The organism is Actinomadura sp. 9N215, assembly GCF_044326345.1.
In the GTDB taxonomy this organism is placed as follows: domain Bacteria; phylum Actinomycetota; class Actinomycetes; order Streptosporangiales; family Streptosporangiaceae; genus Spirillospora.
On sequence record NZ_JBIRBA010000015.1, the window covers coordinates 168,251 to 191,480 of the forward strand.

At 72.5% G+C, this 23,230-nt stretch carries 22 protein-coding genes; 3 read left to right on the forward strand and 19 right to left on the reverse strand.

Features of this window, described 5'->3' with window-relative positions; all coding sequences use genetic code 11:
- Positions 1–183: 183 nt before the first annotated feature.
- The 8 genes from ACH34T_RS24600 to ligD (ACH34T_RS24635) form a co-directional block, all read right to left on the reverse strand.
- Positions 184–1,752, reverse strand: a complete 1,569-nt coding sequence (locus ACH34T_RS24600; protein WP_396023263.1) for a DEAD/DEAH box helicase — start codon at positions 1,750–1,752, stop codon at positions 184–186.
- Between the two features lie 462 nt (positions 1,753–2,214).
- Entirely contained in the window at positions 2,215–2,514 is a 300-nt protein-coding gene (locus tag ACH34T_RS24605) for a GlsB/YeaQ/YmgE family stress response membrane protein (protein WP_396023264.1), read from the reverse strand.
- A 109-nt stretch (positions 2,515–2,623) separates the two neighbouring features.
- A complete protein-coding gene (locus ACH34T_RS24610; protein WP_396023265.1) occupies positions 2,624–2,857 on the reverse strand; it encodes a DUF3107 domain-containing protein in 234 nt (77 codons plus the stop codon).
- A gap of 130 nt (positions 2,858–2,987) precedes the next feature.
- Positions 2,988–3,617, reverse strand: a complete 630-nt coding sequence (locus tag ACH34T_RS24615) for a TetR/AcrR family transcriptional regulator (protein ID WP_396023266.1) — start codon at positions 3,615–3,617, stop codon at positions 2,988–2,990.
- Positions 3,618–3,871: 254 nt separating this feature from the next.
- Positions 3,872–4,090: a hypothetical protein gene (locus ACH34T_RS24620; protein WP_396023267.1), complete on the reverse strand. Its 219-nt coding sequence runs from the start codon at positions 4,088–4,090 to the stop codon at positions 3,872–3,874.
- Between the two features lie 40 nt (positions 4,091–4,130).
- A complete protein-coding gene (locus ACH34T_RS24625) occupies positions 4,131–5,456 on the reverse strand; it encodes a dihydrolipoyl dehydrogenase family protein (RefSeq protein ID WP_396023268.1) in 1,326 nt (441 codons plus the stop codon).
- A gap of 118 nt (positions 5,457–5,574) precedes the next feature.
- On the reverse strand, positions 5,575–6,483 hold the full coding sequence (gene ligD / locus ACH34T_RS24630; protein WP_396023269.1) for a non-homologous end-joining DNA ligase: 909 nt from the start codon (positions 6,481–6,483) through the stop codon (positions 5,575–5,577).
- A gap of 15 nt (positions 6,484–6,498) precedes the next feature.
- Positions 6,499–7,473 carry a non-homologous end-joining DNA ligase gene (gene ligD, locus ACH34T_RS24635; protein WP_396023270.1) on the reverse strand — a complete coding sequence of 325 codons (975 nt, stop codon included), beginning with the start codon at positions 7,471–7,473 and terminating at the stop codon, positions 6,499–6,501.
- Between the two features lie 112 nt (positions 7,474–7,585).
- Between ligD (ACH34T_RS24635) and ACH34T_RS24640 the strand changes: the two genes are divergently transcribed.
- Entirely contained in the window at positions 7,586–8,524 is a 939-nt protein-coding gene (locus tag ACH34T_RS24640) for a Ku protein (RefSeq protein WP_396023271.1), read from the forward strand.
- Between the two features lie 99 nt (positions 8,525–8,623).
- Here ACH34T_RS24640 and ACH34T_RS24645 read toward each other — a convergent pair whose 3' ends face one another.
- The 9 genes from ACH34T_RS24645 to ACH34T_RS24685 all read right to left on the reverse strand — a co-directional run bounded on the left by ACH34T_RS24645 (position 8,624) and on the right by ACH34T_RS24685 (position 18,775).
- Positions 8,624–9,139: a hypothetical protein gene (locus tag ACH34T_RS24645; protein WP_396023272.1), complete on the reverse strand. Its 516-nt coding sequence runs from the start codon at positions 9,137–9,139 to the stop codon at positions 8,624–8,626.
- Between the two features lie 255 nt (positions 9,140–9,394).
- Positions 9,395–9,697 carry a hypothetical protein gene (locus ACH34T_RS24650; protein ID WP_396023273.1) on the reverse strand — a complete coding sequence of 101 codons (303 nt, stop codon included), beginning with the start codon at positions 9,695–9,697 and terminating at the stop codon, positions 9,395–9,397.
- Between the two features lie 63 nt (positions 9,698–9,760).
- Positions 9,761–10,825 carry a sensor histidine kinase gene (locus ACH34T_RS24655; RefSeq protein ID WP_396023274.1) on the reverse strand — a complete coding sequence of 355 codons (1,065 nt, stop codon included), beginning with the start codon at positions 10,823–10,825 and terminating at the stop codon, positions 9,761–9,763.
- Between the two features lie 38 nt (positions 10,826–10,863).
- The gene (locus ACH34T_RS24660) at positions 10,864–11,550 is read right to left on the reverse strand and encodes a response regulator transcription factor (protein WP_396023275.1); all 687 of its coding nucleotides are present in this window, start codon (positions 11,548–11,550) and stop codon (positions 10,864–10,866) included.
- A 119-nt stretch (positions 11,551–11,669) separates the two neighbouring features.
- Positions 11,670–12,977 (reverse strand): cation:proton antiporter, encoded by a 1,308-nt coding sequence (locus ACH34T_RS24665; protein ID WP_396023276.1) that lies wholly within the window; start codon positions 12,975–12,977, stop codon positions 11,670–11,672.
- The gene (locus tag ACH34T_RS24670) at positions 12,949–14,355 is read right to left on the reverse strand and encodes a cytochrome P450 (protein ID WP_396023277.1); all 1,407 of its coding nucleotides are present in this window, start codon (positions 14,353–14,355) and stop codon (positions 12,949–12,951) included. The genes ACH34T_RS24665 and ACH34T_RS24670 overlap by 29 nt, the downstream gene beginning before the upstream one ends.
- Positions 14,349–15,488, reverse strand: a complete 1,140-nt coding sequence (locus ACH34T_RS24675; RefSeq protein ID WP_396023278.1) for an alpha-hydroxy acid oxidase — start codon at positions 15,486–15,488, stop codon at positions 14,349–14,351. The genes ACH34T_RS24670 and ACH34T_RS24675 overlap by 7 nt, the downstream gene beginning before the upstream one ends.
- Before the next feature lie 2 nt (positions 15,489–15,490).
- On the reverse strand, positions 15,491–17,065 hold the full coding sequence (locus ACH34T_RS24680; RefSeq protein WP_396023279.1) for an NAD(P)-binding domain-containing protein: 1,575 nt from the start codon (positions 17,063–17,065) through the stop codon (positions 15,491–15,493).
- 72 nt (positions 17,066–17,137) lie between these two features.
- Positions 17,138–18,775, reverse strand: coding sequence for a class I adenylate-forming enzyme family protein (locus tag ACH34T_RS24685; RefSeq protein ID WP_396023280.1), 1,638 nt, complete (start codon positions 18,773–18,775; stop codon positions 17,138–17,140).
- Positions 18,776–18,901: 126 nt separating this feature from the next.
- Here ACH34T_RS24685 and ACH34T_RS24690 point away from each other — a divergent pair, with 126 nt between their 5' ends.
- A complete protein-coding gene (locus ACH34T_RS24690; protein ID WP_396023281.1) occupies positions 18,902–19,678 on the forward strand; it encodes a sulfotransferase family protein in 777 nt (258 codons plus the stop codon).
- A 112-nt stretch (positions 19,679–19,790) separates the two neighbouring features.
- Positions 19,791–20,477: a sulfotransferase family protein gene (locus ACH34T_RS24695; protein ID WP_396023282.1), complete on the forward strand. Its 687-nt coding sequence runs from the start codon at positions 19,791–19,793 to the stop codon at positions 20,475–20,477.
- Positions 20,478–20,513: 36 nt separating this feature from the next.
- Here the strand turns inward: ACH34T_RS24695 and ACH34T_RS24700 are convergent, their stop codons facing one another.
- Positions 20,514–21,947, reverse strand: a complete 1,434-nt coding sequence (locus tag ACH34T_RS24700) for an APC family permease (protein WP_396023283.1) — start codon at positions 21,945–21,947, stop codon at positions 20,514–20,516.
- Between the two features lie 99 nt (positions 21,948–22,046).
- On the reverse strand, positions 22,047–23,213 hold the full coding sequence (locus ACH34T_RS24705) for an ABC transporter substrate-binding protein (RefSeq protein WP_396023284.1): 1,167 nt from the start codon (positions 23,211–23,213) through the stop codon (positions 22,047–22,049).
- Positions 23,214–23,230: the final 17 nt, after the last annotated feature.

Consider the following 23,230-nt stretch of genomic DNA (forward strand, 5'->3'; position numbering starts at 1 on the left):
GGGACGGTGACCAAGCCGCGCGGGCGGCGGCCAAGCCGCGCGGGCGGCGGCCAAGCCGCGCGGGCGGCGGCCAAGCCGCGCGGGCGGCGGCCGGGACCGCGGCAACCGCGAGACTGAGCGGGAAGTCTCGCGGTCGGCTCGGTGGTCCCGGTCGGCTCGATAGACCCGGCCGCCTCGACTGACCTAGGCGGTCTGGGACTCGGCGGTGTCGGTCGCGGACGTGGCCGCCTTGCCGGCGGCCGGCTTGCCGGCGCGGGTGCGGCGGCGGGGAGCGCGGCTGCGCTTGCGCTCGGTGGCGACGGCGTCGACGACGTTGTCGTCCGCCGGGGCCTCGGTCTCCGCCGCGGTCGCGTCGACCGGCTTGCCGGCGCGGGTCCGGGACCGGTTGCGCTTGCGGCGGCGGGGCCGCGGGCGCTCACGGTCACGGTCGCGGACGTGGCTGCTGCGGACCTTGCCGGTCTCGCCGATGTCCTCCAGCTCCTCGGCGTCCAACCCGGCGCGCCCGTGCCGCTGCTCGGCGGGCAGGCGCCCCTTCGTGCCCTCGGGGATGCCGAGCGTCGCGAAGAAGTGCGGGGACGTGGAGTACGTCTCCTCCAGGTCGGCGAACGGCAGCCCGAGCGTCCCGTTGATCAGCTTCCAGCGGGTGATGTCGGACCAGTCGACGAACGTGACGCTGACGCCCTCCTTGCCCGCGCGACCGGTCCGGCCGATGCGGTGCACATAGGTGTCGGCGCTGTCGGGGCACTCGTAGTTGACGACATGGGTGACGTCGTCGACGTCGAGACCGCGGGCGGCCACGTCGGTGGCGACCAGCACGCCGATCTTGCCGTTGCGGAACGCGCGGAGCGCCCGCTCGCGCTGGCTCTGCCCGAGGTCGCCGTGCACGGCGGCGGCGTCGAAGCCGCGCTGCGCCAGGTCGGCGGCCACCCGGTCGCAGGCCCGCTTCGTCTGGCAGAAGACCATGGTCAGGCCACGGCCGTCGGCCTGCAGAAGGCGGGCCAGCATCTCCGGCTTGTCCATCTGGTGGGCCTGGAAGACGTGCTGGACGACCTGCGGCGTCGCGTCCGACTCGGTGTGCGACTCGGCCCGGACGTTGGTCGGCCGGGTCAGGTACCGGCGCGACAGCGCGACGATCTCGCCCGGCATGGTCGCGGAGAACAGCATCGTCTGCCGCTGCGCCGGGATCCGGTCGATGATGCGCTCGATGTCCGGCAGGAAGCCGAGGTCGAGCATGCGGTCGGCCTCGTCCAGCACCAGGATCTCGACCTTGGAGAGGTCGAGGTGCTTCTGCTTGACGAGGTCGAGCAGCCGGCCCGGCGTGCCGACGACGACGTCGACGCCGTCGCGGAGCGCGCCGATCTGCGGCTCATATGCGCGTCCGCCGTAGACGGACAGCACGCGGGAGCCGAGCTTGCCGCCGGCGACGAGAAGGTCGTCGGTGACCTGGAGGGCCAGCTCGCGGGTCGGTGCGACGACGAGCGCGCGCGGGGCGCGGCCGCCGTGCTCGATGCGCTGCAGCAGCGCGGCGCCGAACGCGAGGGTCTTGCCGGTGCCCGTACGGGCCTGGCCGATGATGTCGTGCCCGCCCAGCGCGATCGGCAGGGCGAGCTCTTGGATGGGGAACGCTTCGACGATGCCCTCCGCTTCAAGGGCATCTGCTATCTCGGGGACGACCCCGAGTTCACGAAAGGTAGTCAGGGCTTTCAGCCTCCAATATGCGGGGTCTCCGCTCCCGGGTGCGGCGCGGCCCATCGGAGGGCGGCGCCGCCAAGGCGCGCCCGCCGATCGCTCTTCTCTGAGGCCGCGCGCTCGCGCGGGAGGGACCAGCCGTTGCTCAAAATCGTTCGGCGACCGCAGTCAGGGGTCGAAAGCAGTCACTCGCTGTGACTGCGTGCGGTCACACTCCGCGACGCAGTGTACCGACCGTTGATTGCATACACCAATAGCCGATCACTGTACTCAACGTTTGCATGGTTTGATCTATTCCGCAGCTTGCCCGCCAGGGCGAATCCGCCGCGGGCGGTGGGTGCGCGGGACCGGTTCACGGCCCCTGCCGGACGGCCACTTCCGGACATCGCGACGGCGGGAGGCCCCCGCCGCCGCGCGGCGAGGGCCTCCGAATCCATCGTGTCGGTGTCGCCTGAGTGGCGACGCCCCAGGGGCCGAATCCGTTTGGATCGGTGTTTTCGAGGGGTGCCCCGGGGCGTCGTCGGGTCAGAAGTGGGTGCGGCGGCGTGGGCGCCAGCCGCGCCAGCGGCCGTGGCCGCGCGAGTTCGCCGAGGTGAGCCCGGCCACGCCGAGCGCGGCGATCACGATCGCGAACACGACGGCGACGAGGGTGCCCGCGCCGAGCGCGTCCGCGATGACCCCGCCGAGGATGGCGCCGCCGACGCCGACGAGCACCGTGAGGACGACGCCGATCGGGTTGCGTCCGGGGACGAGCAGCCGTGCCAGGGCTCCGATGACGGCACCGACGACGATGAACCAGAGGATCGTCGTGAGCATGTCGATCATCCATTCTTCTTCCGTGGGCCGGAAGGCCCGTGGTCGAAGACCGGTGTGCCCGTCGTGCCGGGATGAAACAAAGGGCTGGTCAAGCCCCGGTCGAGCGGGGCCGGACGGCTCAGGTGTACTGGGTGCCGAAGCCGACGCTGCGCTGCTCGTCCTCGACGATCTCCAGGTAGCCGACCCGCTCGGCGGGGACGACGACCCGTCCGGCGCGGCGGTCCTGGAGGACGAACACCCCGTGCGGACCGGCGAGCGCGTCGGACAGCGCGGCCTGGACCTCGTCCGCCGACTGCCGGGTGTCGACCACGAGTTCCTTCGGTACGTTCTGCACGCCGATGCGGACCTGCACTCGATGCTCCCGTCGTTCGCCACGTCCCGCCGACGGCCGGCGGGCCCCTCCCGATATTCGCACGCGGACCGGCCGGCGCGCCGTCACGGGGTTCGGCCCAGGGTGAAACCGCCCGGCGGCGGCTCCGCGGTCAGGTGTTGTCGCCGGCGCGGGGGAAGCCGGAGATGCCGCGCCAGGCCAGCCGGGCGATGATCTTCTCGGCGGTGTCCTTGGGGATGGCGCGGTGCTGGGAAAGCCAGTAGCGGGCACTGACCTCCGCCATGCCGACCAGGCCCATGCCGAGCAGGTGCGCCTCGTCGCTCGGGGAGTCGGTGTCCTCGGCGATGACCTGGGCGATCATCTCGGCGCACTGCTGGTTGGCGCGGTCGACGCGGGCCCGGACCGGCGCGACGTTGCGCAGGTCGGACTCGAAGACCAGGCGGTACGCCTCGCCGTCGCCGGCCACGAAGTCGTAGAAGGCCCCGATGCTCGCCTGGACGCGCAGCTTGTTGTCCGTGGTGGAATCGAGCGCCTCGCGGACGATCTTCACCAGGGCCTCGGCGTGCTCGTCCAGCAGGGCCAGGTACAGCTCGAGCTTGCCCGGGAAGTGCTGGTAGAGCACGGGTTTGCTGACGCCGGCGCGCTCGGCGATCTCGTCCATCGCGGCGGCGTGGTACCCCTGCGCGACGAACACCTCCTGGGCCGCGCCGAGCAGTTGCCTGCGGCGCGCCAGCCGCGGCAGCCTCGTGCCGCGCGGGCGTGCGTCCGGGGTCGCGGTCACCACACTCTCCGATCACCGATTCTGTGCGGCGGATGGGGGGCGTCCGCCGCGTGGGAACAATCCCATCATCCTACGCGCGGGTAACTCCGTCGGTCACGGGCTGAGCCCGCCGACGTTGGTTCACGCAGGTCAGTGTATTTCCGGCGAAGGGCCGCGGGCATCCCCACCCCGATCTTCGGGCAACTTTGTTGCCTGTTGGCGGGCGGCGCGGCACGGCCCGTCAGGTGGCGCGGCTCGTCACGTGACGGGGTGCGTCAGCGGTAGTCGTCCTCGTCCAGGCGTACCTCGCGCCGCTGCTCGGCGGCGTCGGCCTCGTTGACGTCATCGGGGACCTGCGCGAACCACTCCCGCGGGCCCTCGTCCTCGTCGATCGCGGCGCGCTGCTCGGCGGCGTCGGCCTCGTTCGCCTCGCCGGCCGTGTCGATCTCGGCCGTGTCGGGCGCCGGCTGCTCCAGGTCGTCGGTCTCGCTCATCGGCGGTGTCCTCCTCACGCGTCCAGGCCGGGGGGCTGCCTCACGGGTGCCCGGCCAGTTCCCGCAGCGGCGCCTCGACGGACTCGCCGTACGTCGGGAACGCGTGGACGACGTCGGCGAGCAGGCTCAGCGGCGTCTCCGCTCGGATGGCCAGCGCGATCTCGCTCATCCACTCCTCGGCGTTGAGTCCGGCCGCGGCGGCGCCGATCAGCAGCCCGCGGGAGCGGTCGGCGTACAGTTCCACCCGGCCGCGCTCGTCGGCTTCGACCGCCGCCCGGGCCGTCGCGGCGAGGTCGTACCCGGCGGTGCGGAGGTCTATGCCGAGTTCGGCGGCCTGCGTCGGCGTGACGCCCACGGAGTAGACGGTCGGGGAGGTGTAGACGACGCGGGGAATCGCGCGGTAGTCGGCTTCGCGGCGCTGCCCGAGCAGGTTGGACAGCACCACGCGCGCCTGGTAGCGGGCAGCGTGCGTGGTGCGCGCGACACCGGTGACGTCACCCGCCGCCCACACACCCCCCGCGTCGGACTGGGCCCGGCATGTGTCGTCCACGGGGATGCCTTGGCCGGGCGTGGCGGTGATGCCGAGCCGTTCGAGGCCGAGGCCTTCGACGCGTGGACGGCGGCCCGCGGCGACCAGGATGCGGTCGGCGTCGAGCGTGCCTCCGTCCGACAGCCAGAGCCGCAGGCCGGTGTCCTTGCGCTCGACGTTCGCGAGCGCGGCGCCGAGCCGCAGGTCGACGCCCATCCGGCGGAGCGCGTCCGCGAGCACCTCCCCGGCGAACGGCGCCTCGGCGGTCAGCAGCCGCCCGGACGCCTCGATCACCGACACCTGCGACCCGAACGCCGCGTACACCTGCGCCATCTCGCAGCCGACCGGGCCGCCGCCGAGGATCACCAGCCGGCGCGGCAGGTCGGGGACGGACAGCGCCTCGTCGCTCGTCCACACCGGGACGTCGGCGAGGCCCTCGATCGGCGGGATCACCGGCTCGCTGCCGGTGCAGACGACGAGGTCGCGGAAGCCGTGGACCCCGCCGTCCACCTCGATCCGGCCGGGTTCGAGGACGCTGCCCCGGCCGCGCAGCACGGTCACGCCGGCCTCCGCCATCCGCGCGACGGCGGGGTCGTCGCCGCGGCGGCCGGTCAGCTCGTCCCGCCGCGCGACGGCCATCTCCCAGGTCTCGCCGCGCCGCGCCGACAGCAGCAGCGACTTGGACGGCACGCACGCGAAGTACGGCGACTCCCCGCCGACGAGGCGGTTCTCGACGAGCGCGACGTCCCGGCCGGCGCGGGCGAGGCCGGACGCCACCAGCTCTCCCGCCGTCCCCCCGCCCAGCACCACGGCGTCGTAATGGTGGTTCTGCGCCAACTTCGATCTTCCTTCCGGCCGCGTGGTTCCCCGTCTCATGGTGGCGGAATCCGGCGCCGGAGAGTGGCCGTTCAACCACATAGGGCGTTCGACCTGCGCGAAGGCGCTTCAAGGCGCCTCAGGGGAGGGGCTGGCGGTCCTTGAGGAGGGGCTCAAGGAGGTCGCCGTGGTCGTCGACGCGGTCGAGCATCTCGGCGGGCGAGAACGTCAGGTCGGCGGCGTCCGCGCAGGCGCCGAGCTCGTCCCAGGTCACGGGCGTCGACACGGACGGACGGCCCGCCGCCCGCAGCGAGTAGGGCGCGACGGTCGTCTTGGCGGGGTTGTTCTGGCTCCAGTCGACGAAGATCTTGCCCTTGCGCAGCCGCCGGTCCATCTTCGCGACGACGAGGCGGGGATGCTCCTCGGCGAGGCGCTGCGCGGCGGCCTTGGCGTACCCGGACGTCCGCTCCGCGTCCTTCGGCTCGCTGACCGGCACGTACAGGTGCAGGCCCTTCTTGCCGCTCGTCTTCGGGTACGACTCCAGGCCGTCCTCGGCGAGCAGGTCGCGGAGCAGGTGCGCCACCTCGCACGCCTCCACGATCGTCGCCGGGGGGCCCGGGTCGAGGTCGAAGACCACCAGGTCGGGGGTGCGCACCTTGCCGCGCGGGCCGATCTTCCACTGCGGGACGTGCAGTTCCAGCGCGGCGAGGTTGGCGCACCACACGAGCGTCGGGAGGTCGTCGACGACGACGAAGTCGAGCGTGTCGCGGCCCGTGGAGCTGCCGGGCGTGGGGATCGTCGCCGTCCGGACCCAGTCCGGGGTGTGGGACGGGGCGTTCTTCTCGAAGAACTTGACGCCGTCGACGCCGTCCGGCCAGCGGATCCGGGTGGCGGCGCGGTCCTTCAGGTGCGGCAGCATCACCGGGGCTATGCGGGCGTAGTAGTCGATGACCTCGCCCTTGGTGAACTCCGGATAGAGGTCCTTGTCGAGGTTGGACAGCGACAGCTTGCGTCCGTCGATCTCCACGGGCGTCCGCTTGGCGTTCACCGGGTGCTCCCCGGGTCACTGCTCACTGGTGACCTCCAGCGGGTCCTTGTCGTCGCGCAGGCCGCGCCAGGACGGGAAGCGGAGCCGCCCGTCCCTGGTCCGGGCACTGTAGGCGACCTCGCCGACGAGCCGCGGCTCGACCCATTGCGCGTCGCGGGCGAACTCGCGCGGGACGGCCTCGTCGTACGGGCTGGTGGGGCGGCGCAGCGGCCACAGTGTTTCGTACAGCTCGTCCAGGGCGCGGTCGGAGAAACCGGTTCCCACGTGCCCGACGAAGCCGAGCCCGCCTTTGACGTCGTACTCGCCGAGCAGCAGCGAGCCCACGCCGCCTTCGCGCCGCCCCTTGCCGGGCTTCCAGCCGCAGACGATGACCTCGCGTGTCATGAAGTTCTTCACCTTGCGCCAGAAGTCGACGCGGCGTCCGGGACGGTACGGGGAGTTCAGGCGCTTGGCGAGCAGCCCTTCGAGGTGCTGCTCGCGGGTGAAGGCGAGCAGCTCGTCCACCTGGTCGGAGTCGCCGCCGTGCAGGTACGGGGGGACCTCGACCGGGCCGGTGCCGGCGAGGTCCAGGTCGGCGAGCAGGGTGCGGCGCTGCGCGTACGGCATGTCGTAGAGGAGGTGCCCGTCCAGGTACAGGACGTCGAAGACCACGTACCTGACGGGGACCTCGCGGATCAGTCTCGGATCGGGATGGGCCACGTGCATCCGGCGCTGGAGGCGTTCGAAGCTGGGGCGTCCGTCCTCGAAGGCGACGACCTCGCCGTCCAGGATCACGTCGTGGTCGGGCAGGAGATCGGCGAGCGCGGACAGCTCCGGGTAGCGGCTCGTGACGTCGCCGCCGCGCCGGCCGCCCGCCCGGACGCCGTCGGCGGAGACGTGCGACAGGACGCGGACGCCGTCCCACTTCAGCTCCAGACCCCATTTCGCGCCGTCGGAGGGGAGGTCCCCGGTGGCGGCCATCATCGGCTCAACGGGCCACGGCATGGTCATACCGGCGTCTTACCCGGTCCCGTCCCACAGAAAAGGATCAAGGGCCCGATGTGGCGCAAATCGAACGCGATTGCGAGGCTAGGGGCCTGAACGCACGGGGTAAGGACTGGTCATGCGCAGTATCTGGAAGGGCAGCATCTCGTTCGGGCTGGTGACGATACCGGTGAAGCTGTATTCGGCGACCGAGCAGAGGGACGTCAGCTTCCACCAGGTGCACAGGGAGGACGGGGCGCGCATCAAGTACAAGCGGGTCTGCACGGCCGACGGCGAGGAGGTGCCGTACTCCGACATCGCGAAGGGGTACGAGCTGCCGAGCGGGGAGATGGTCGTGCTGACCGACGACGACTTCGCCGACCTGCCGCTGTCGTCCAGCCGGCGGATCGACGTCCTGCAGTTCGTGGAGCAGGAGGAGGTCGACCCGATCTACTTCGCGAAGTCGTACTACCTGGAGCCCGACGCGCAGGGCGCGAAGCCGTACGTGCTGCTGCGGGACGCGCTGGAGAACTCGGGGCAGGTCGCGATCGTCAAGATCGCGATCCGGCAGCGGGAGTCGCTGGCGACGCTGCGGGTGCGGGAGGGCGTGTTCGTCCTGGAGACCATGCTGTGGCCGGACGAGGTCCGCACCCCCGACTTCGCGTTCCTGGACGAGGACATCGAGGTCCGCAAGCAGGAGCTGTCGATGGCGACGTCGCTGATCGAGTCGATGGAGGGCGAGTTCGACCCGTCGGAGTACAAGGACGCCTACCGGGAGGCGCTCCAGGCGGTGATCGACGCCAAGGTCGAGGGCCGGGAGGTGACGCGGCCCGCCGAGGAGGCCGCGGAGGAGCCGGCGGCCGACCTGCTCAGCGCGCTGCGCGCCAGCGTCGAGGCGGCGAAGAAGAGCCGCGGCGAGAAGGAGGGGAAGGCGGCGGGCTCGGGGGCGTCGGGGAAGAAGACCGCCGCGCGGAAGTCGTCGTCGTCGAAGTCCGGGACGGGGTCCGGGTCGGGATCGGGATCGGGATCCGGGGCGAAGAAGGAGCCCGCGAAGGGACGCGGCCGCAAGTCCGCCTGACCCCGCCACAGGCCTGGTCTTGCGGCCGCGAGTCGGCGTGACCCGCCGCCGGCCAGGACCGCGGCGGGTCGGCTCGTACCGCTTGGAACGGCTCCCCGGTCAGAAGGGGACGGTGGTGCAGAGGTTCCGCGCGCCGGCGCCGCCGGTGGCGGGGTCGGTGGGCAGGGCGTGGATGATGACCGATCCTGCCGCCTTCTCGGCGACCTTCCACGGCACGACGTCACCGGAATGGGCGGTGCCGTTCTTCGCGACCGTGGCGTCGAGCCAGATCTCCATCTGCTCCATCGGCAGGTCGTGCGAGCCGTCGGGGTTCATGTAGTGCGGCCCGGCGTCCTCGCCCTTGGGCCCGCACGGGTTGACGTGCACGTGGACGCCGAACGTCTTGCCGGCGGCGTCCGCCGGGAATCCGGACGCCTGCAGGAGCACGCTCGTCGAGCCCTGGTCGCGGACGACGGTGATCTTGGTCTTGACGTCCTTGTACGCCTGGTCGTAGACGTAGGTCGGGCCCTTGACCTCGATCCTGTCCTGGCAGAGCGCCATGGCGGGGTTGGCGAACGCGACGAGCGCGGCGCCTGCCGCCGCCAGCGGGACGGCGGCGCGGACGGATGGTCGCATGACGTTCCTCTCCGGGTTGCGGGAGTCTTGCGGGAGCTTGCGGGGACCGCTCGCGGGCCCGGTGCCCGCGCTCGGTGGCTCACGATCATGCCCACCGGACGGGGAATGTGACCCCGCCGATCTGCGGGAGGCCGGATCGATGCGCCGAGCGGATCGGTTGTCCCGGCGGACGGCGCGGATCGGCCGTCCTGGTGGCGGCCCGGATCGGCCGTCCCGGCGGACGGTGTGGATCGGCCGCCTCCGAGGCGGTGCGTGTCAGTTGTCGCGGCGGGCGGTGAGGACGCGGCCCAGCGCGGCCGCCGCGGCCGCCGTGTCGGCGCAGGAGGCGATGCGCTCGCCCCACGCGTAGAAGTAGGACCAGCCGTCGCCCTGCCGTTCGCGCGCGGCGATGACGTTCTCGTTCAGTGCCGGCGTCCGCGGGTCGGCGACGAGCGCGGAGGGCCGGCGGTCGTGGGGGGCGGCGACCTCGACCGTCCAGCCGCGGGAGCGCAGCTCGGCGGTGAGGCGTTCCAGATGCCCGAGCGCCTCCTCCGCCTCGGTGATCACCTGTGCGGACATGATCTGCCTCCAAGAAATGCACGTCAGGAAATGCGCGAACGGCGCGGGGGAGTGGAATTGGGTTCAGTGTCCCGGTGGGTGAGGCAGATCACAAGCGGTTTGACCAGATCGGTGTGGGGCGGCCGGGAGGCGGACGGTGAACACCGCGCCCGCTCCCGGACGGCCGTCCGCGCTGATGGTGCCGCCGTGGCCGTCCACCACCTCGCGGGCCAGGGCGAGCCCGAGGCCGAATCCGGACGAGCCGTTCGACGAGCCGTTGGACAAGCCGCTGGACGAGCCGTTGGAGGAGCGGTTGGGGGAGCCGTTGGAGGAGCCGGTGGGTGAGCCGTTGAAGAAGCCGCGGAACAGGCGCTCGGCGTCGCGCGGGTCGAAGCCGTCGCCGTCGTCGCGGACGGTGAGCTCCACCGTCCCCCGCGCGCACGACACCGTCATCCTGATGTGGCCGCCCGGCGGGGTGTGCCGGAGCGCGTTGTCGACCAGCGCGGACAGCACCCGCCGCAGCGCGGGCGCCGAGCCCCGCACGACGGGGCGGGCGCCGCCGCCCCGGCCGACCTCGATCGTCACGCCGCGCTCCAGCGCCCGGGGCGACTCGGCCGCTGCCAGCTCGTCGGCGAGCGCGCCGAGGTCGACCGGTCCGAGCGCGGCGGGACACCGGCCGAGCCGCGCCGACGCGAGCACGTCCTCGACGATCTCGCCGAGCTGGCGGGTGCCGGAGACGAGGCGGTCCACGTCGGCGGCGGCGTCCGTCCCGGTCCGCAGCCGGCGCGCGGCGAGCTGCGCGCGGGTGTGCAGGCGGGTCAGCGGGGCGCGCAGCTCGTGGCCGACGTCCGCCGCGAACCGCCGCCGCCGGGTGAGGGCGTCCGCCAGCGGCGCGAGGGTCAGGCGGGCGACGAGGCGGCCGGTCAGCAGCGCGAGCGGCAGTCCGGCGGCCTCCGCCGTGACGAGCGCCAGCCGGAGCCTGCGCCGGTCGGCGGCGTCGAGGCGCGGCGCCGCCCCCCGGTAGGCGACCGCGCCGAGGCCGCCGGCCAGCAGGACGGCCGCCGCCGCGACCTGGACGGTGACGCGGCGCCGCGCCCGGGCCAGCAGCCACTGGTCCGTTCCACGCGGTGCGGGGGGTCGTCCCCTCACGAGAGACCGGTACGGATCGAGGGCGTCCCGCCGCCGGTTCACAGCTCGCCCAGGCGGTAGCCGACGCCCCGCACGGTGCGGACGACGTCCGCGCCGAGCTTGACGCGCAGGTAGTAGACGTAGGTGTCCACGATCGACTCCGTCCTGGCCTCGTCGAACACCCGCTGCCGCAGCGAGGCGCGCGTGTGCACCTGGGCGGGACGGGTCGCGAGCGCCATCAGCAGCCGCGCCTCCCGTCCGGACAGCTCCACGTGCTCCCCGGTCGGCAGGCTGACCAGCCGGGACCGCGGGTCGAGCCGGCCCGCGCCGAGCGGCAGCACCTGCGCCCGGTCGAGATGGCGGCGGTGCAGCGCCCGCACCCGGGCGAGCAGCTCGTCGATCTCGAACGGCTTGACGACATAGTCCTCGGCGCCCGCGTCGAGCCCGGCGACCCGGTCGGCGAGCGACCCGTAGGCGGTCAGCACGAGCGCGGGCGCGGTGACGGCCCGGCCGCGCAGCCGCCGGAGCAGCTCGACGCCGTCGAGCACGGGCAGCCCGCGGTCGATGATCAGTGCGTCGTAGTCCCGGCTCAGCCCGAGGTGCAGTCCGCGCTGGCCCTCGGCCGCGAGGTCGACCGAGTATCCCTGCTCGGCGAACAGACCGGCGAGCATCCGGGCGAGCTCGCGGTCGTCCTCGACGATCAACAGCCGGCGTGGCGGGTCGCCGGGGCCCGTTGGATCGGCCACGGTCCAACGCTCCCACCGCTTCCGGTGGACCACCAGCGGTCCGGACAGTACCGGACAATTTTCTTTAAATTTGAACCGAACGGGCGCCTGACTCGTCATGTTCCGTGGCCGCCGTGCCGTCAGGCGGCCCGCGCGACGGGCTCCGGCTCGTCCGGGACGCGTTCGCGCTCCAGCCGCTCCGGCAGCGCCAGCCGGTAGAGCGGGACGGCGCCCGCGGTGGTGATGACCGCGACGAGCACCAGCATCGCGAACAGCTCCCGGGTGATCATGCCCTGCGCCAGCCCGATGTTGATGAAGATCAGGATCATCAGGCCGCGCGCGTTCATCAGCCCGCCGACCGCGTAGGCGTCGCGCCAGCCGAACCCGAGCCACCGCATCGCCAGCGCGCACCCGAAGTACTTCCCGCAGAACCCCGCGGTCATGATCGCGAGGAAGGCGAGCACCAGGGTGCCGCCGGTGATGCCGCCGAGCTCGGTGTTCAGGCCGGAGAAGGCGAAGAACACCGGCAGCAGCAGCGTCGAGACGACGCCCATCATCCGGGCGTGCAGCTCCTTGCGGAACGCCGCGTCGCGGGGCATGGCGAGCCCGGCGACGAACCCGCCGAACACCGAGTAGACGCCGATCCAGTCCGTGGCCCAGCCCGCCGCCAGCGGCACGATGACGACGATGTACAGCGCGGTCGGATTGAGCGTGCCCGTCCGGACCACCTGCTCTCCGAGCGGACGCAGCAGCCGCGAGACCACCAGCAGCATCACCGCCGCGAACACGGCCGCGAGCCCGATGGTGCGCACCGCGTCGCCCGAGCCGGTGCCGAGGTGCCACGCCGACAGGACCGCGAGCAGGCACCACGCCGCCGCGTCGTCGATGGACGCGGCCAGCAGCGACAGCCGTCCGAGCTGCGAGTTCTCCAGGCCCCGCTCGTACAGGATCCTGGCCAGCATCGGGAACGCGGTCAGCGACAGCGCACCGCCGACGAACAGCGCGAACTCCCACCGGCCGACGTCGTCGCGCGACAGCGTGCCCCACAGGACGGCGCCGACGGCGAATCCGAGGACGAGCGACGGCAGTATCCCCGACAGGGCGAGCAGCGGCGCGCGCCGTCCTTCGCCCGGTGTCCGCGAGCCGTGGTCCAGGCCCGCGCCGACGAGGAACATGTACAGGGTCAGCCCGAAGGTGCTCAGGACGTAGAGGACCGGGACGACCTCGTCCGGGAACACCTTCTCCTGCGCGTCCGGCCACACCGCCCCGAACAGCGTCGGGCCGAGCAGGACGCCCGCGATCATCTCGCCGAGGACGCGCGGCTGGCCGACCGTCAGCGCGAGGCGTCCGCACACCCCGGCGGCGATCAGGATGACGATGAGCGCGGGGAACACCTTGAGCATCAGCTCAAGGTTCGGGTCAACGGGTGCCGCTGCGAGATGAGGCATGGCTGGTCTCCAGTTGTGCGAAGTGGCGTTCGCAGAGCCGCTGCCGCCGCGCGTCCCACACCATGTAGGTGCCGAGGACGAGCTGGACGAGGCTGCGCCACACGTCCTCGGCGCGGTCCCGCGTCCAGATGAACAGCAGCGCGGTCCGGTGCGTCCAGGCCCGGCCCTGCTTGCGGGCCCCCTGGGCGGAGGGCGCGTGGCGGGGGACGAGCAGGCACGGCCCCCGGTTGGGCATCGATCTGGTGTGCGCGGCGGACGAGGCGAGCGCGTACCGGCGCACGATCTCCCGCGCCGCGACCCGCATCGTGATCGGCGCGAGCCGCCAGGCGGGGCAGGGCCGGTTGGCGGCGATGCCGAACGGGATGTGGTTCAGCTCCCTGGCGGCGGGCCCGTCCCGGAACCTGCCGGGGTCGAAGCGGCCGGGGTCGTCGAACCCGGCGCGGTGGAACTCGGGGTAGCCGAAGCAGAGCACCGAGCCCTCGGGGATGGACGTCCCGTCGTCGAGGTCGATGTCGCCGGTGGTGATGCGGTGCGCGACGCCGAACAGCGGATACAGCCGGAACGTCTCCTGCATGACCGCGTCGAAGGCCCGGTCGTCGCCGGTGATCGCGACCGCGGCCGCGTCCGGGTGCCGCGCGAGGACCATCAGCAGGTGCGCCATCGCCTCCGACATCTGCACGACCGCCGTGTTGAAGAACGTTCCCTGGAGGTAGTAGGCGCGCTCCTCGTCGGACAGGCCGGCGGGCAGGGGGAGGCGGACGTCGTCCAGCCGTCCGGCGAGGTAGCGGGTCAGGCGGTGGCGGCGGCCCATGTGGCGGAGCCCGCAGCACTTCAGCGCGGTGACGACGTCGTCCGCGTTGCCGACGATCAAGTCGCGGGCGGCGCGCGGGCACGGCTCGCCGAACACCAGCTCGTAATAGAACTCGGCCCAGACCGGCATCATCAGGTCGCGCAGCCGCACCAGGCGCGCCGCGTCGCCGCGTGGAGCCTTCTCGCGCAGTACGCGCGTCACGCAGCGGAGCGTCAGCTCCTCGGCCTCCGCGCGCGGGACGGCGAGGAACCCGCGCGTGGTGCGGGCGACCTCGTCGTAGCGCTCGCCCGCTTCCAGATGCTCCTGGTGGACGTCGGCGCCCGGCGACAGCCAGTACCAGAACAGGTCCGACAGGGCGGCGCCCCTGCTCCGGCCGCCCGCCGCCGGATGCCCGTAGACCTCCCTGAAGCGTTCCAGCCCGATCAGGTCGCCGGGGACGGGGATGCCCTCGTTGCCGTTGATCCGGGCGAAGAGGCGTCCGCGCAGGGCCACGACCCGGCCGGGCAGCCACCAGGGCAGGCTCAGCACGACGGCCACCGCCGCCGCCGCGACCAGCGCCGTCACCATGACCGCCTCAGCCGCCTCACCATGCCGGGCTCCAGGTCGTGGACGGACGCCAGCCCGCACAGCGCCAGCGCCTCCTCGACCTCCGCGCGCAGGAGTTCCAGGACGCGGACGGCTCCCCTCTCGCCGTCCGCGCCCAGGCCCCAGACCACCGGACGTCCGACCGCGACCGCGGCGGCGCCGAGCGCCAGCGCCTTCAGCACGTCGGTGCCGCGCCGGACGCCGCCGTCCAGCAGCACTGGCGCCGCGCCCCCGACGGCGGTCACGATCTCCGGCAGGACGTCGACGGTGGCCGGGACCGTGTCGAGCTGCCGTCCGCCGTGGTTCGAGACGATCAGCGCCGACACGCCGTGGTCGAGTGCCGTGCGGGCGTCGGCCGGGTGCAGGACGCCCTTCAGCACGATCGGGAGCGAGGTCAGTTCGGTGAGCCGGGCGATGTGGTCCCAGGAGATCGCGGGGGAGAGGACGATCGGCCTGATCCGGTCGCCGTCGCGCATGTTCTCGCAGCACAGGCCGTCGGGCAGGTCGTGGAAGCCGTTGCGCTCGTCCCGGCCGCGCGTGCCGAAGACCGGCGAGTCGACGGTGACGACCAGCGCCGCGCAGCCCGCCGCCTCCGCCCGCCGGACCAGCGTCTCGGTGAACGCCATGTCCGGCTGGACGTAGAGCTGGAACCACAGCCGGGCCCCTGGCGCGGCGGCGGCGACGTCCTCGACGGCCACGGTCGAGGCCATGCTCACCATCATGATCGTCTCGGTGGCGGCGGCCGCCCGCGCCGTCGCCCGCTCGCCCTCCGGGTCGGCGAGCCGGTGGAACGCGGTCGGCGCCACCAGGACCGGCATGGACGCGCTGCCGCCCGGCGCGTCGCCGAGCAGCGTGACGCCCAGCTCCGGCTTCTCGGCGCCGCGCAGGACGCGGGGGAGCAGCGCGAGCCGTCCGAACGCCGACTCGTTGGCGCGCAGCGTGACCTCGTCGCCCGCCCCGCCCGCGAAGTAGTCGTAGTGCACCGGGTCGAGGCGCTCGCGCGCCACCGCCTCGAACTCCCGCACGCTGCTCGGCGCCGGGTTCGACGGCCGGGTGCCGGGCGGCGGGAGGTTTGCTGGTGGGGGGTTGGTCGGCGGGGGGGTCGGGGGGTTCATGGTCAGACCCGGGTGGGCGCGGTCTGCCGGGCGAAGAACGCCCGCAGCGGCTCGGCGTGGACCTCCTCGGACGTCCAGTCGTTCTCCAGGTTCTCGGTGACGTGGTGGACCGCCGTCACCGCGCCGTCCCGGTGGTGCCGGACGATCGGATGCAGGTAGTGGCCCTCGTGCGCCTTGGCGGAGTCGCTCTGCGCGATCCGCGCGACCGTCACGTCGAACGGGTCGACCTTGTCGTGGTCGGGCCCGTAGTCCAGCGTGATCGAGAAGAAGCCGCCGGGGCCGGCGGCGGAGACGGGCGCGTCCCGGAAGTCGGCCGGGACCTCCTCCAGGTAGCGGGCCCCGCCGGCGTCGTCCAGGACGATCACGTCGGCGAGCACGCCGAACTGCTGCCACAGCGCCGAGCTGCGGTTCACCCGGGCCAGCACCGCCGCCGCGAGCTCCTTCGGGTCGGTGCTGAGCGTCTGGCCAGGCCACTCCGAGCCGTGGTAGCGGTGCTCCATGATGCGGTGCAGCGCCCGCGTCCCGTAGCGGAAGCCGTGGATGAAACCGCTGGTCCCGTGCTTGAAGTCGCGCGACTGCGTGAGCGTCCCGGCGAAGTACAGGCCGGGGACGTTCACCGACTCGTAGGCGGGCGTGAGCGCGGGGAACCGGCCGTTGATCGTCAGCTCCGGGCGGCAGCCGTCGCCGAAGACCGACGCGTCCATGCGGAAGCCCGTGCACACGATCACCCGGTCGTAGGGGATGTCCTTGGTGACCTCGTCCACGCGGGTGAACGCCACCGTGGCCAGGTAGCCGCCGTCCGGCTGCCGCTCGATGCGGCGGACGTCGCCGTCCAGGATCGCGTTCTGCGACTTCAGCTGGTAGGTGTCGAGGAAGTTGTTGTTGACGGCGCGCAGATGCCCGACGAAGTGCGTCCGCCACGCCATCCGGAGCGAGCGCGGCCCCGCCACATGGATCACCGCGGCCGTCTCGATGAGATTCTCCGCCGTCTCGAACGCCGAGTTGCCCTTGCCGAGGATCAGCACCCGCTTGTCCAGGTACTCGGCGGGGTCGGTGGAGTGGTCGCCGTACAGGTCGGCGGTCTCGACGCCCGGGATCGGCGGGACGTTCGGCCGGGTGAAGCCGGCCGCGATGATCAGCCGCTCCGCGCGCCGGGTCTCGCCGCCGTCGTCGACGACCTCGAACCGGCCCTGGTCGTCCCTGGTGATGGACGCGGCCCGGGTGTTGTAGGCGATGTCCAGGGCGCAGCGCTCGGCGAAGTCGCCGAGGTAGCGGACCATCTCGTCGGCGGGCGGGAAGTACCGGTCGCTGTAGCGGGTGAACAGGAGCTCGGGGTCGTCGGAGAGCAGCGAGTTCCAGTCCATCCGCAGGTTGAGCTCCGGGTCGTCCGTCCCGGTGTGCTTCTTGTTGGTGGAGATGAGGGTGCGGTGGCGCGGGAACGTACGGAAGAACATCCCCGGCGCGGCGCCCGCTTCCAGGATCAGATACCTCCGCCCCGCCTTCTTGAGGAGGTAGCCCAGTTGCAGGCCGGCCGGTCCGGCGCCGATCACCAGGTAGTCCAGGGTTTGGTTCGCCACGACACCCTCCACCACGACGACGATGTGATTGAACGGTCAACCCAAGTGAAGGCGGCGAATCTCAGAGGTTGATCAGAAAGGCCCGTGCACGATCTCCAGCAGCGCCCGCTTGTCGGGCTTGCCGCTCGCGGCGGTGGGCACGCCGGGCACGATGGTGATCGTCCGCGGGACGCTGTCCTCGCCCAGCTCGTCCTGGACGAGCGCGGCCAGCTCCTTCAGCACGGCATCGTCCGGGGTGTCCAGGTTGTTCGGGGGGTTCGGGGTGTCCAGGGCGTTCAGGTCCGGGTCGTCGGGGTCCTCGTGGGCGTCCGGGGCGTCGGGGTTGTTCAGGGTGCGTCCCGCGGCCGGGACGATGAACGCGTGGACGGCCTCGCCGGTGCTCTCGTCCGGCGCCCCGACCACGTACGCCTCGGCGACGTCCGGATGCCCGGCGAGGACCCGTTCGATCGGGCCCGCATACACCACCATCGCGTTGACCATGACGGCGTCGCGGGTGCGTCCGTCGAGGTGGAGGAAGCCGTCCTCGTCGAGATGACCGAGGTCGCGGGTGCGGATCCAGCCGTCCCGCAGCGTGTCGCGGTTCTCGTCCGGGTCGGCCCAGTAGCCCGTCATCGTGTACGGGCTCCGCACGTGGATCTCGCCCGTCCGCCCTGGGGCGAGCTCGGAGCCGTCGTCGTCCAGGACGCTGATCTCGACGCCCGGATGCGGGCGGCCGACCGACGTCACGTGGCCCGCCGCGATGTCGGCGGGCGTCAGCATCGAGACCGAGCCCGCCTCCGTCTGCCCGTACCCGTTGTAGACGACCGGGCCGAGCCGTTCCACCGCCTCCGCCAGCCGGTGCGGGCCGAGCGGCGACCCCGACACCATCAGCGCGCGGAGGCTCCGCACATCGACCGTCTCCCGTCGCAGGAGGTCGAGCATCTGGCCCAGGCGCGGGACGGTCACGATCGAGCCGGTGATCCCGTAGCGCTCGATCGCGTACGGGAACGGCGGGCGGCCGTCGTCCTCGGGGATCACGGCGGTGCCGCCGCCCAGCAGGCACGGCGCGACGAACTCGAACACCACCATGCTGGCCAGCGTCCCGAACAGCATGTACCGCTCGAACGCCGCCGCGAACCCGGCGGCGACCGGGCCCCAGGCGCGCGGCTGCCACGCCCAGTGCTCGCTCAGCGCCCGGTAGGTGACCGCGCAGCCCTTCGGCCGTCCGGTGCTGCCGCTGGTGAACGCCAGCAGGGCGACGTCGTCGGGACGCGCCGTGATGTCGAGCGCCGCGCCACCCGGGCCCGGGCCGCCCTGGCCGTCCAGGAGGTCGACCGCCCCTTGGCACGGCCCGCCGAGCGACAGCACGGACACTTCACCGGCGGCTTCGCGGAGATCCGGCGACACGGACTCCGGATCGACGAGCAGCGCGTCGACGCCCGTCCCCAGCACGTGCGCGAGCTGACCGGCGGCGTACCCCGGCCGGACGCCGACGACGCGGCAGCCGACGACGTGCGCGGCGATGTGCGCGGCGAACGCCTCCGGCGTGACGGCGGTGCGGACGGCGAGACCATCGCCCGCCCCGAGCCCCGCGTCCCGCAGACCGGCCGCGAGCGTGGCGATGAGCTGCAGCAACTCGTCGCGGGAGACGACCCGGCCGGCGTGCTCGAACGCCGCCGTGCCGGGCGACTCGCGCAGCGCGTCAAGAAGCGATCCCGGAAAGAGACTCATTGCCCGACTCCTCGATTCCGCACACAATTCGGTTCGTCCTCCGCGAAGGTAGGCGGCGAGCATCAGAGGCTGATCAGAGGCCGGTGGCCGGCCGGATCGGCGGCGGATCGGCGGAACGGAGTCGGCATGGACGTGATCGGCGCGGGTTTCGGCAGGACGGGCACGGCCTCGCTGAAGGCGGCGCTCGAACGGCTCGGCCTCGGCCCCTGCTACCACATGTCGACCATCATCGCCGAGCCGCACCGCGTCCGGCACTGGCTCGACATCGGAGAGGGCCGCACCGTCTCCCCGGCCGGTCCCGAGGCCGGTCCCGAGGCCGGTCCCGGTTCCGAGGCCGGTTCCGGAGCTGGCTCCGCGGCCGGTTCCGGAGGCGTCGACTGGGACGGCGTGTTCGCCGGATACCGGTCGGCGCTGGACTGGCCCGCCGCGTCCTACTGGCGGGAACTCGCCGATCACTACCCGGACGCGAAGGTGATCCTGACCGTCCGCGACCCGGAACGGTGGTACGACAGCGTCGCGTCCACCATCTTCGCCCGCGCGCTCGCGGAACGGCGCCTGCCGCTGCGCAGGAGGATCGTCCGGCGGCTGGTGGCGCGGCGGTCGCCGGACTTCGCCCTCTACCCCCGGATGGCCCGGGCGACCGTCATGGACCGGGTGTTCGACGGGCGCATCGACGACCGCGACCACGTCCTGCGCGTCTTCGACCGGCACGTCGCCGAGGTGAAGGCCGCGATCCCGGACGAGCGGCTGCTGGTCTTCGACGTCGCGGAGGGCTGGGAGCCGCTGTGCGCGTTCCTCGGCGTCCCCGTCCCGGACGAGCCGTTCCCGGAGTCGAACGAGCGCGCCGCCTGGCACCGCAAGCGCCCGCGCCGCCTGGCGCGCCTCCTCCTCCGCGGCCGCTGATCCCGTCCCGCGCGGCGCGTCCGGAATCGGTCGGTAAGTACGGACGATTCTGTGCGATCATCGCGAACGCCGACGGCGCGGATCACAAACGGATCAGTGGAACGGAGTCGCCATGAAGGTGATGGGAGTGGGCTTCGGACGGACCGGCACGGCCTCCCTCCAGACCGCCTTGGAGCAGCTCGGCTTCGGCCCCTGCTACCACATGTGGGGCGTCATCGCGGAGCCGCACCGCATCCGGCACTGGCTCGACCTGGGAGACGGCCGAGGCGCCGACTGGGACAAGGTCTTCGCCGGGTACGGGTCGGCGGTGGACTGGCCGGCCGCGTCCTACTGGCGGGAGCTCGCGGAGCACTATGCGGACGCGAAGGTGGTCCTGACCGTCCGCGACCCCAAACGGTGGTACGACAGCATCGCGTCGACGATCTTCGAGAACATTCTGGACCAACGGCGTCGTTCGCCGCGGCAGCGGGTCGTCAACTGGCTGGTGGCGCGGCGGTCACCGGACCTCGCCCGCTTTCCCCGCCTGCTCGAAACGACCATCGTCGACCGCGCGTTCGGCGGACGCGTCGAGGACCGCGACCACGTCCTGAGCGCCTTCGACCGGCATGTCGTGGAGGTGAAGGCCGCGATCCCGGACGAGCGGCTGCTGGTCTTCGACGTCGCGGAGGGCTGGGAGCCGCTGTGCGCGTTCCTCGGCGTCCCCGTCCCGGACGAGCCGTTCCCGCGCTCCAACGATCGCGCCGCGTTCCACCGCGACTGGTCCCGCCACCTCAGACAGGTCATCCTCCACGGCCGCTGACCCCTGACCGTGACCCGCCCGGAAGCCGTCCGGGAGTCACCCTTTGCCGCGGTCTTCGTCGTCGCCCGCGATGCCCGCGAGCGCCGGACGCCGGTGCAGGGCGAGCAGCACGATCAGCACGACGACGCCGATGCCCAGCCAGATGAACCCGAGCTCCTGCGCGGCGACGTCCGCGTTGTAGACGACGTAGCCGAGGACGCAGAACCCGATCACCGGCGCGATCAGGTGGGCCCACCAGTTCCGGCTCCGGGCGCGCACCACGTAGTGGACGACGACGGACACGTGCAGCGTCAGGAACGCCGTCATCGCGCCGAAGTTGACCAGCGAGCTGAGCAGCGTGATGCCGTCGTCCCGCTGCTCCATGTAGAGGCCGAGGGCCAGCGAGATGACCGCGACCAGCAGCGTCGCGTTGACGGGGACCTGCCGCTTGGCGTCCACCCTGGCCAGGAATCCGGGGAGCTGCCGGTCGCGCGCCATGGCGTACAGCAGCCGGGACGTCGCGGCCTGCGCGACCAGCGAGTTGGCGAAACCCCACGCGATCGCCGTGGCGGCGGCGGTGAGCTTGGCCAGCCAGACCCCGCCCGCGACGTCGGCGGCGTCGTAGAACGAGGTGCCGTCGGGGTCGCCCTCCGCGATGAGCTTGTCCGGGTCGGCCACCAGCAGCGACGCCACCCAGGTCTGCACGATGAACAGGACGCCGACCAGCAGCAGCGCGGCCACCATCGACCGTCCGATGGCGCGGGCGGACTCGCGGTTCTCCTCCGCCAGCGTCGAGATCCCGTCGAACCCGAGAAAGCTCAGGACGGCGATCGAGACGGCCCCGAACACCAGGCTCCACGAGAACGTCGCGTCGTTGTAGATCGGGGTGAACCCGCCGCCGTCGTGGCCCTTGCCCTGCGCCAGCGCGACGACGCCCACCACCAGGAAGACCGCCAGCACGATCAGCTCGGCGACCAGCATGACGCGGGTGATCCGCGCGGTCATCTCGATGCCGAAGAAGTTGACCGCCGTGTTGAGGACGACGAAGCCGACCAGCCAGAGCCACACCGGGACGTCCGGCACGAGCGAGTTCATCGCCACGCCCGCGATCAGGTACAGCAGGGCCGGCACCAGCACGTAGTCGAGGAAGATCATCCAGCCGGACAGGAACCCGACCGGCTGCGCGATCCCGCGCCCGGCATAGGTGTAGACGGACCCGGCCATTGGGAACGCCCGCGCCATCTGCCAGTACGACGCCGCGGTGAACAGCATGACCAGCATCCCGACGGCGTACGCGAGCGCGACCATGCCGCCCGAGCCCTCGAAGACGCTGCCGAAGATCCCGAACGGCGCGATCGGCACCATGAAGACCAGGCCGTAGACCACCAGGTCCCGGAAGCCGAGAGAGCGCCGCAGCTCCTGCCTGTACCCGTAGCGCTCGATGCCCTCGGGCCCCGCTGGACCTTCCGGCCGCGCTTCCTCGACGGTCACGGTCGTCCTCCTTCGCCGCGAGGAGCACCGGGCCCCGCGGTTCCAGCGCGCAGCCTAGAATCATTCTTTTCAAATGAAAAGCTTTGAGACGAAAAGACCTCAGAGCCGGGTGATCACGGTGAGATCCAGCCCGTCCGCCCGCGCCAGATAGCCGCCCGACCGCGGCACGCCCAGCGGCGCGCAAGCCCAGGCCCGCCGCACCCCCGCCTCAATACCCGCTCCCGCCGCCGCCCGCGTTCCTGCCCCCGCGTCCGCTCCCGCGAGGAGCCGCGCCGACGCCGCCTTGGCCCGCCGCGCGTCCAGGACCCCCGCGACGGCGAGCGCCACCAGCAGATGGACGCCGTCGTAGCACCCCTCCGCGTACGCGTCGAGCACCGGACAATCCGGCCCGAACACCGCCCGATGCCGCTCGGCCAGCGCGATCCGCCGGTCGTCCCCCTGCCCGGCGAACGACCGCATCGCCGAGTACAGCTCGCCGCTGTCGTCCCCACCGCCCGCCAGCAGGACGTTCTCCTCCAGCGCGCCCGACAGCCGCACCACCCGCGAGGACAGCCGGGACGCGGAGAACACCCGGTTGAAGACAGCGAGATCCCGTCCGACCAGGCTGAGCAGCACGGCTTCGGCGCCCGTCCGTCCCAACTCGTCCACGAGCCGCTCGAAGCCCGCCTCCCCGGCCGCCCACGGAAACGGCACAAGCCGCTCCATCACGACCACCGCGCCCAGCGACCGGACCGCCCGCGACGCCGCCCGATGCACCGACCGCGGCCAGATGTAGTCGTTGCCGATCAGCGCCCACCGCCGCAGCCTCAGCCGTTCGCCCAGCCACCGCACCGCCGGGCCGAGTTGCCGCGTCGGCTCGTCGCCGAGCAGCACCACGCCCTCTCCCCGCAGGCCCCCTTCATGCGGCGGCGTGAACACGTACGGGACCCGCCCGGCCAGTACCGCGTCCAAGGCGCGATGCACGTCACTCGTGTGAAACCCGACGAACGCCTCCACCACCCCCGCGTCCGCCAGAAGCCGGGCCTCCGCCGCCACCGCCTCCGGGGCGCGCCCGGCGTCCACCGGCACCAGCTCGACCCCGCGCCCCGCGGCCCCGCCTCCCGCGTTGACCTCGGACGCGGCCAGGCACGCGGCACTCAGCCCGGACGGCCCGGTCAGCCCGAGCGGCCCCGACAGCGGCAGCAGCAGCCCGACCCGCAGCGCGGCGCCGTCCGGCCCCGCGACCAGCAGCTCCATGCTGTCTTTGACGACCGCTGAACCATGCATGACCAGGCAAGTATGCT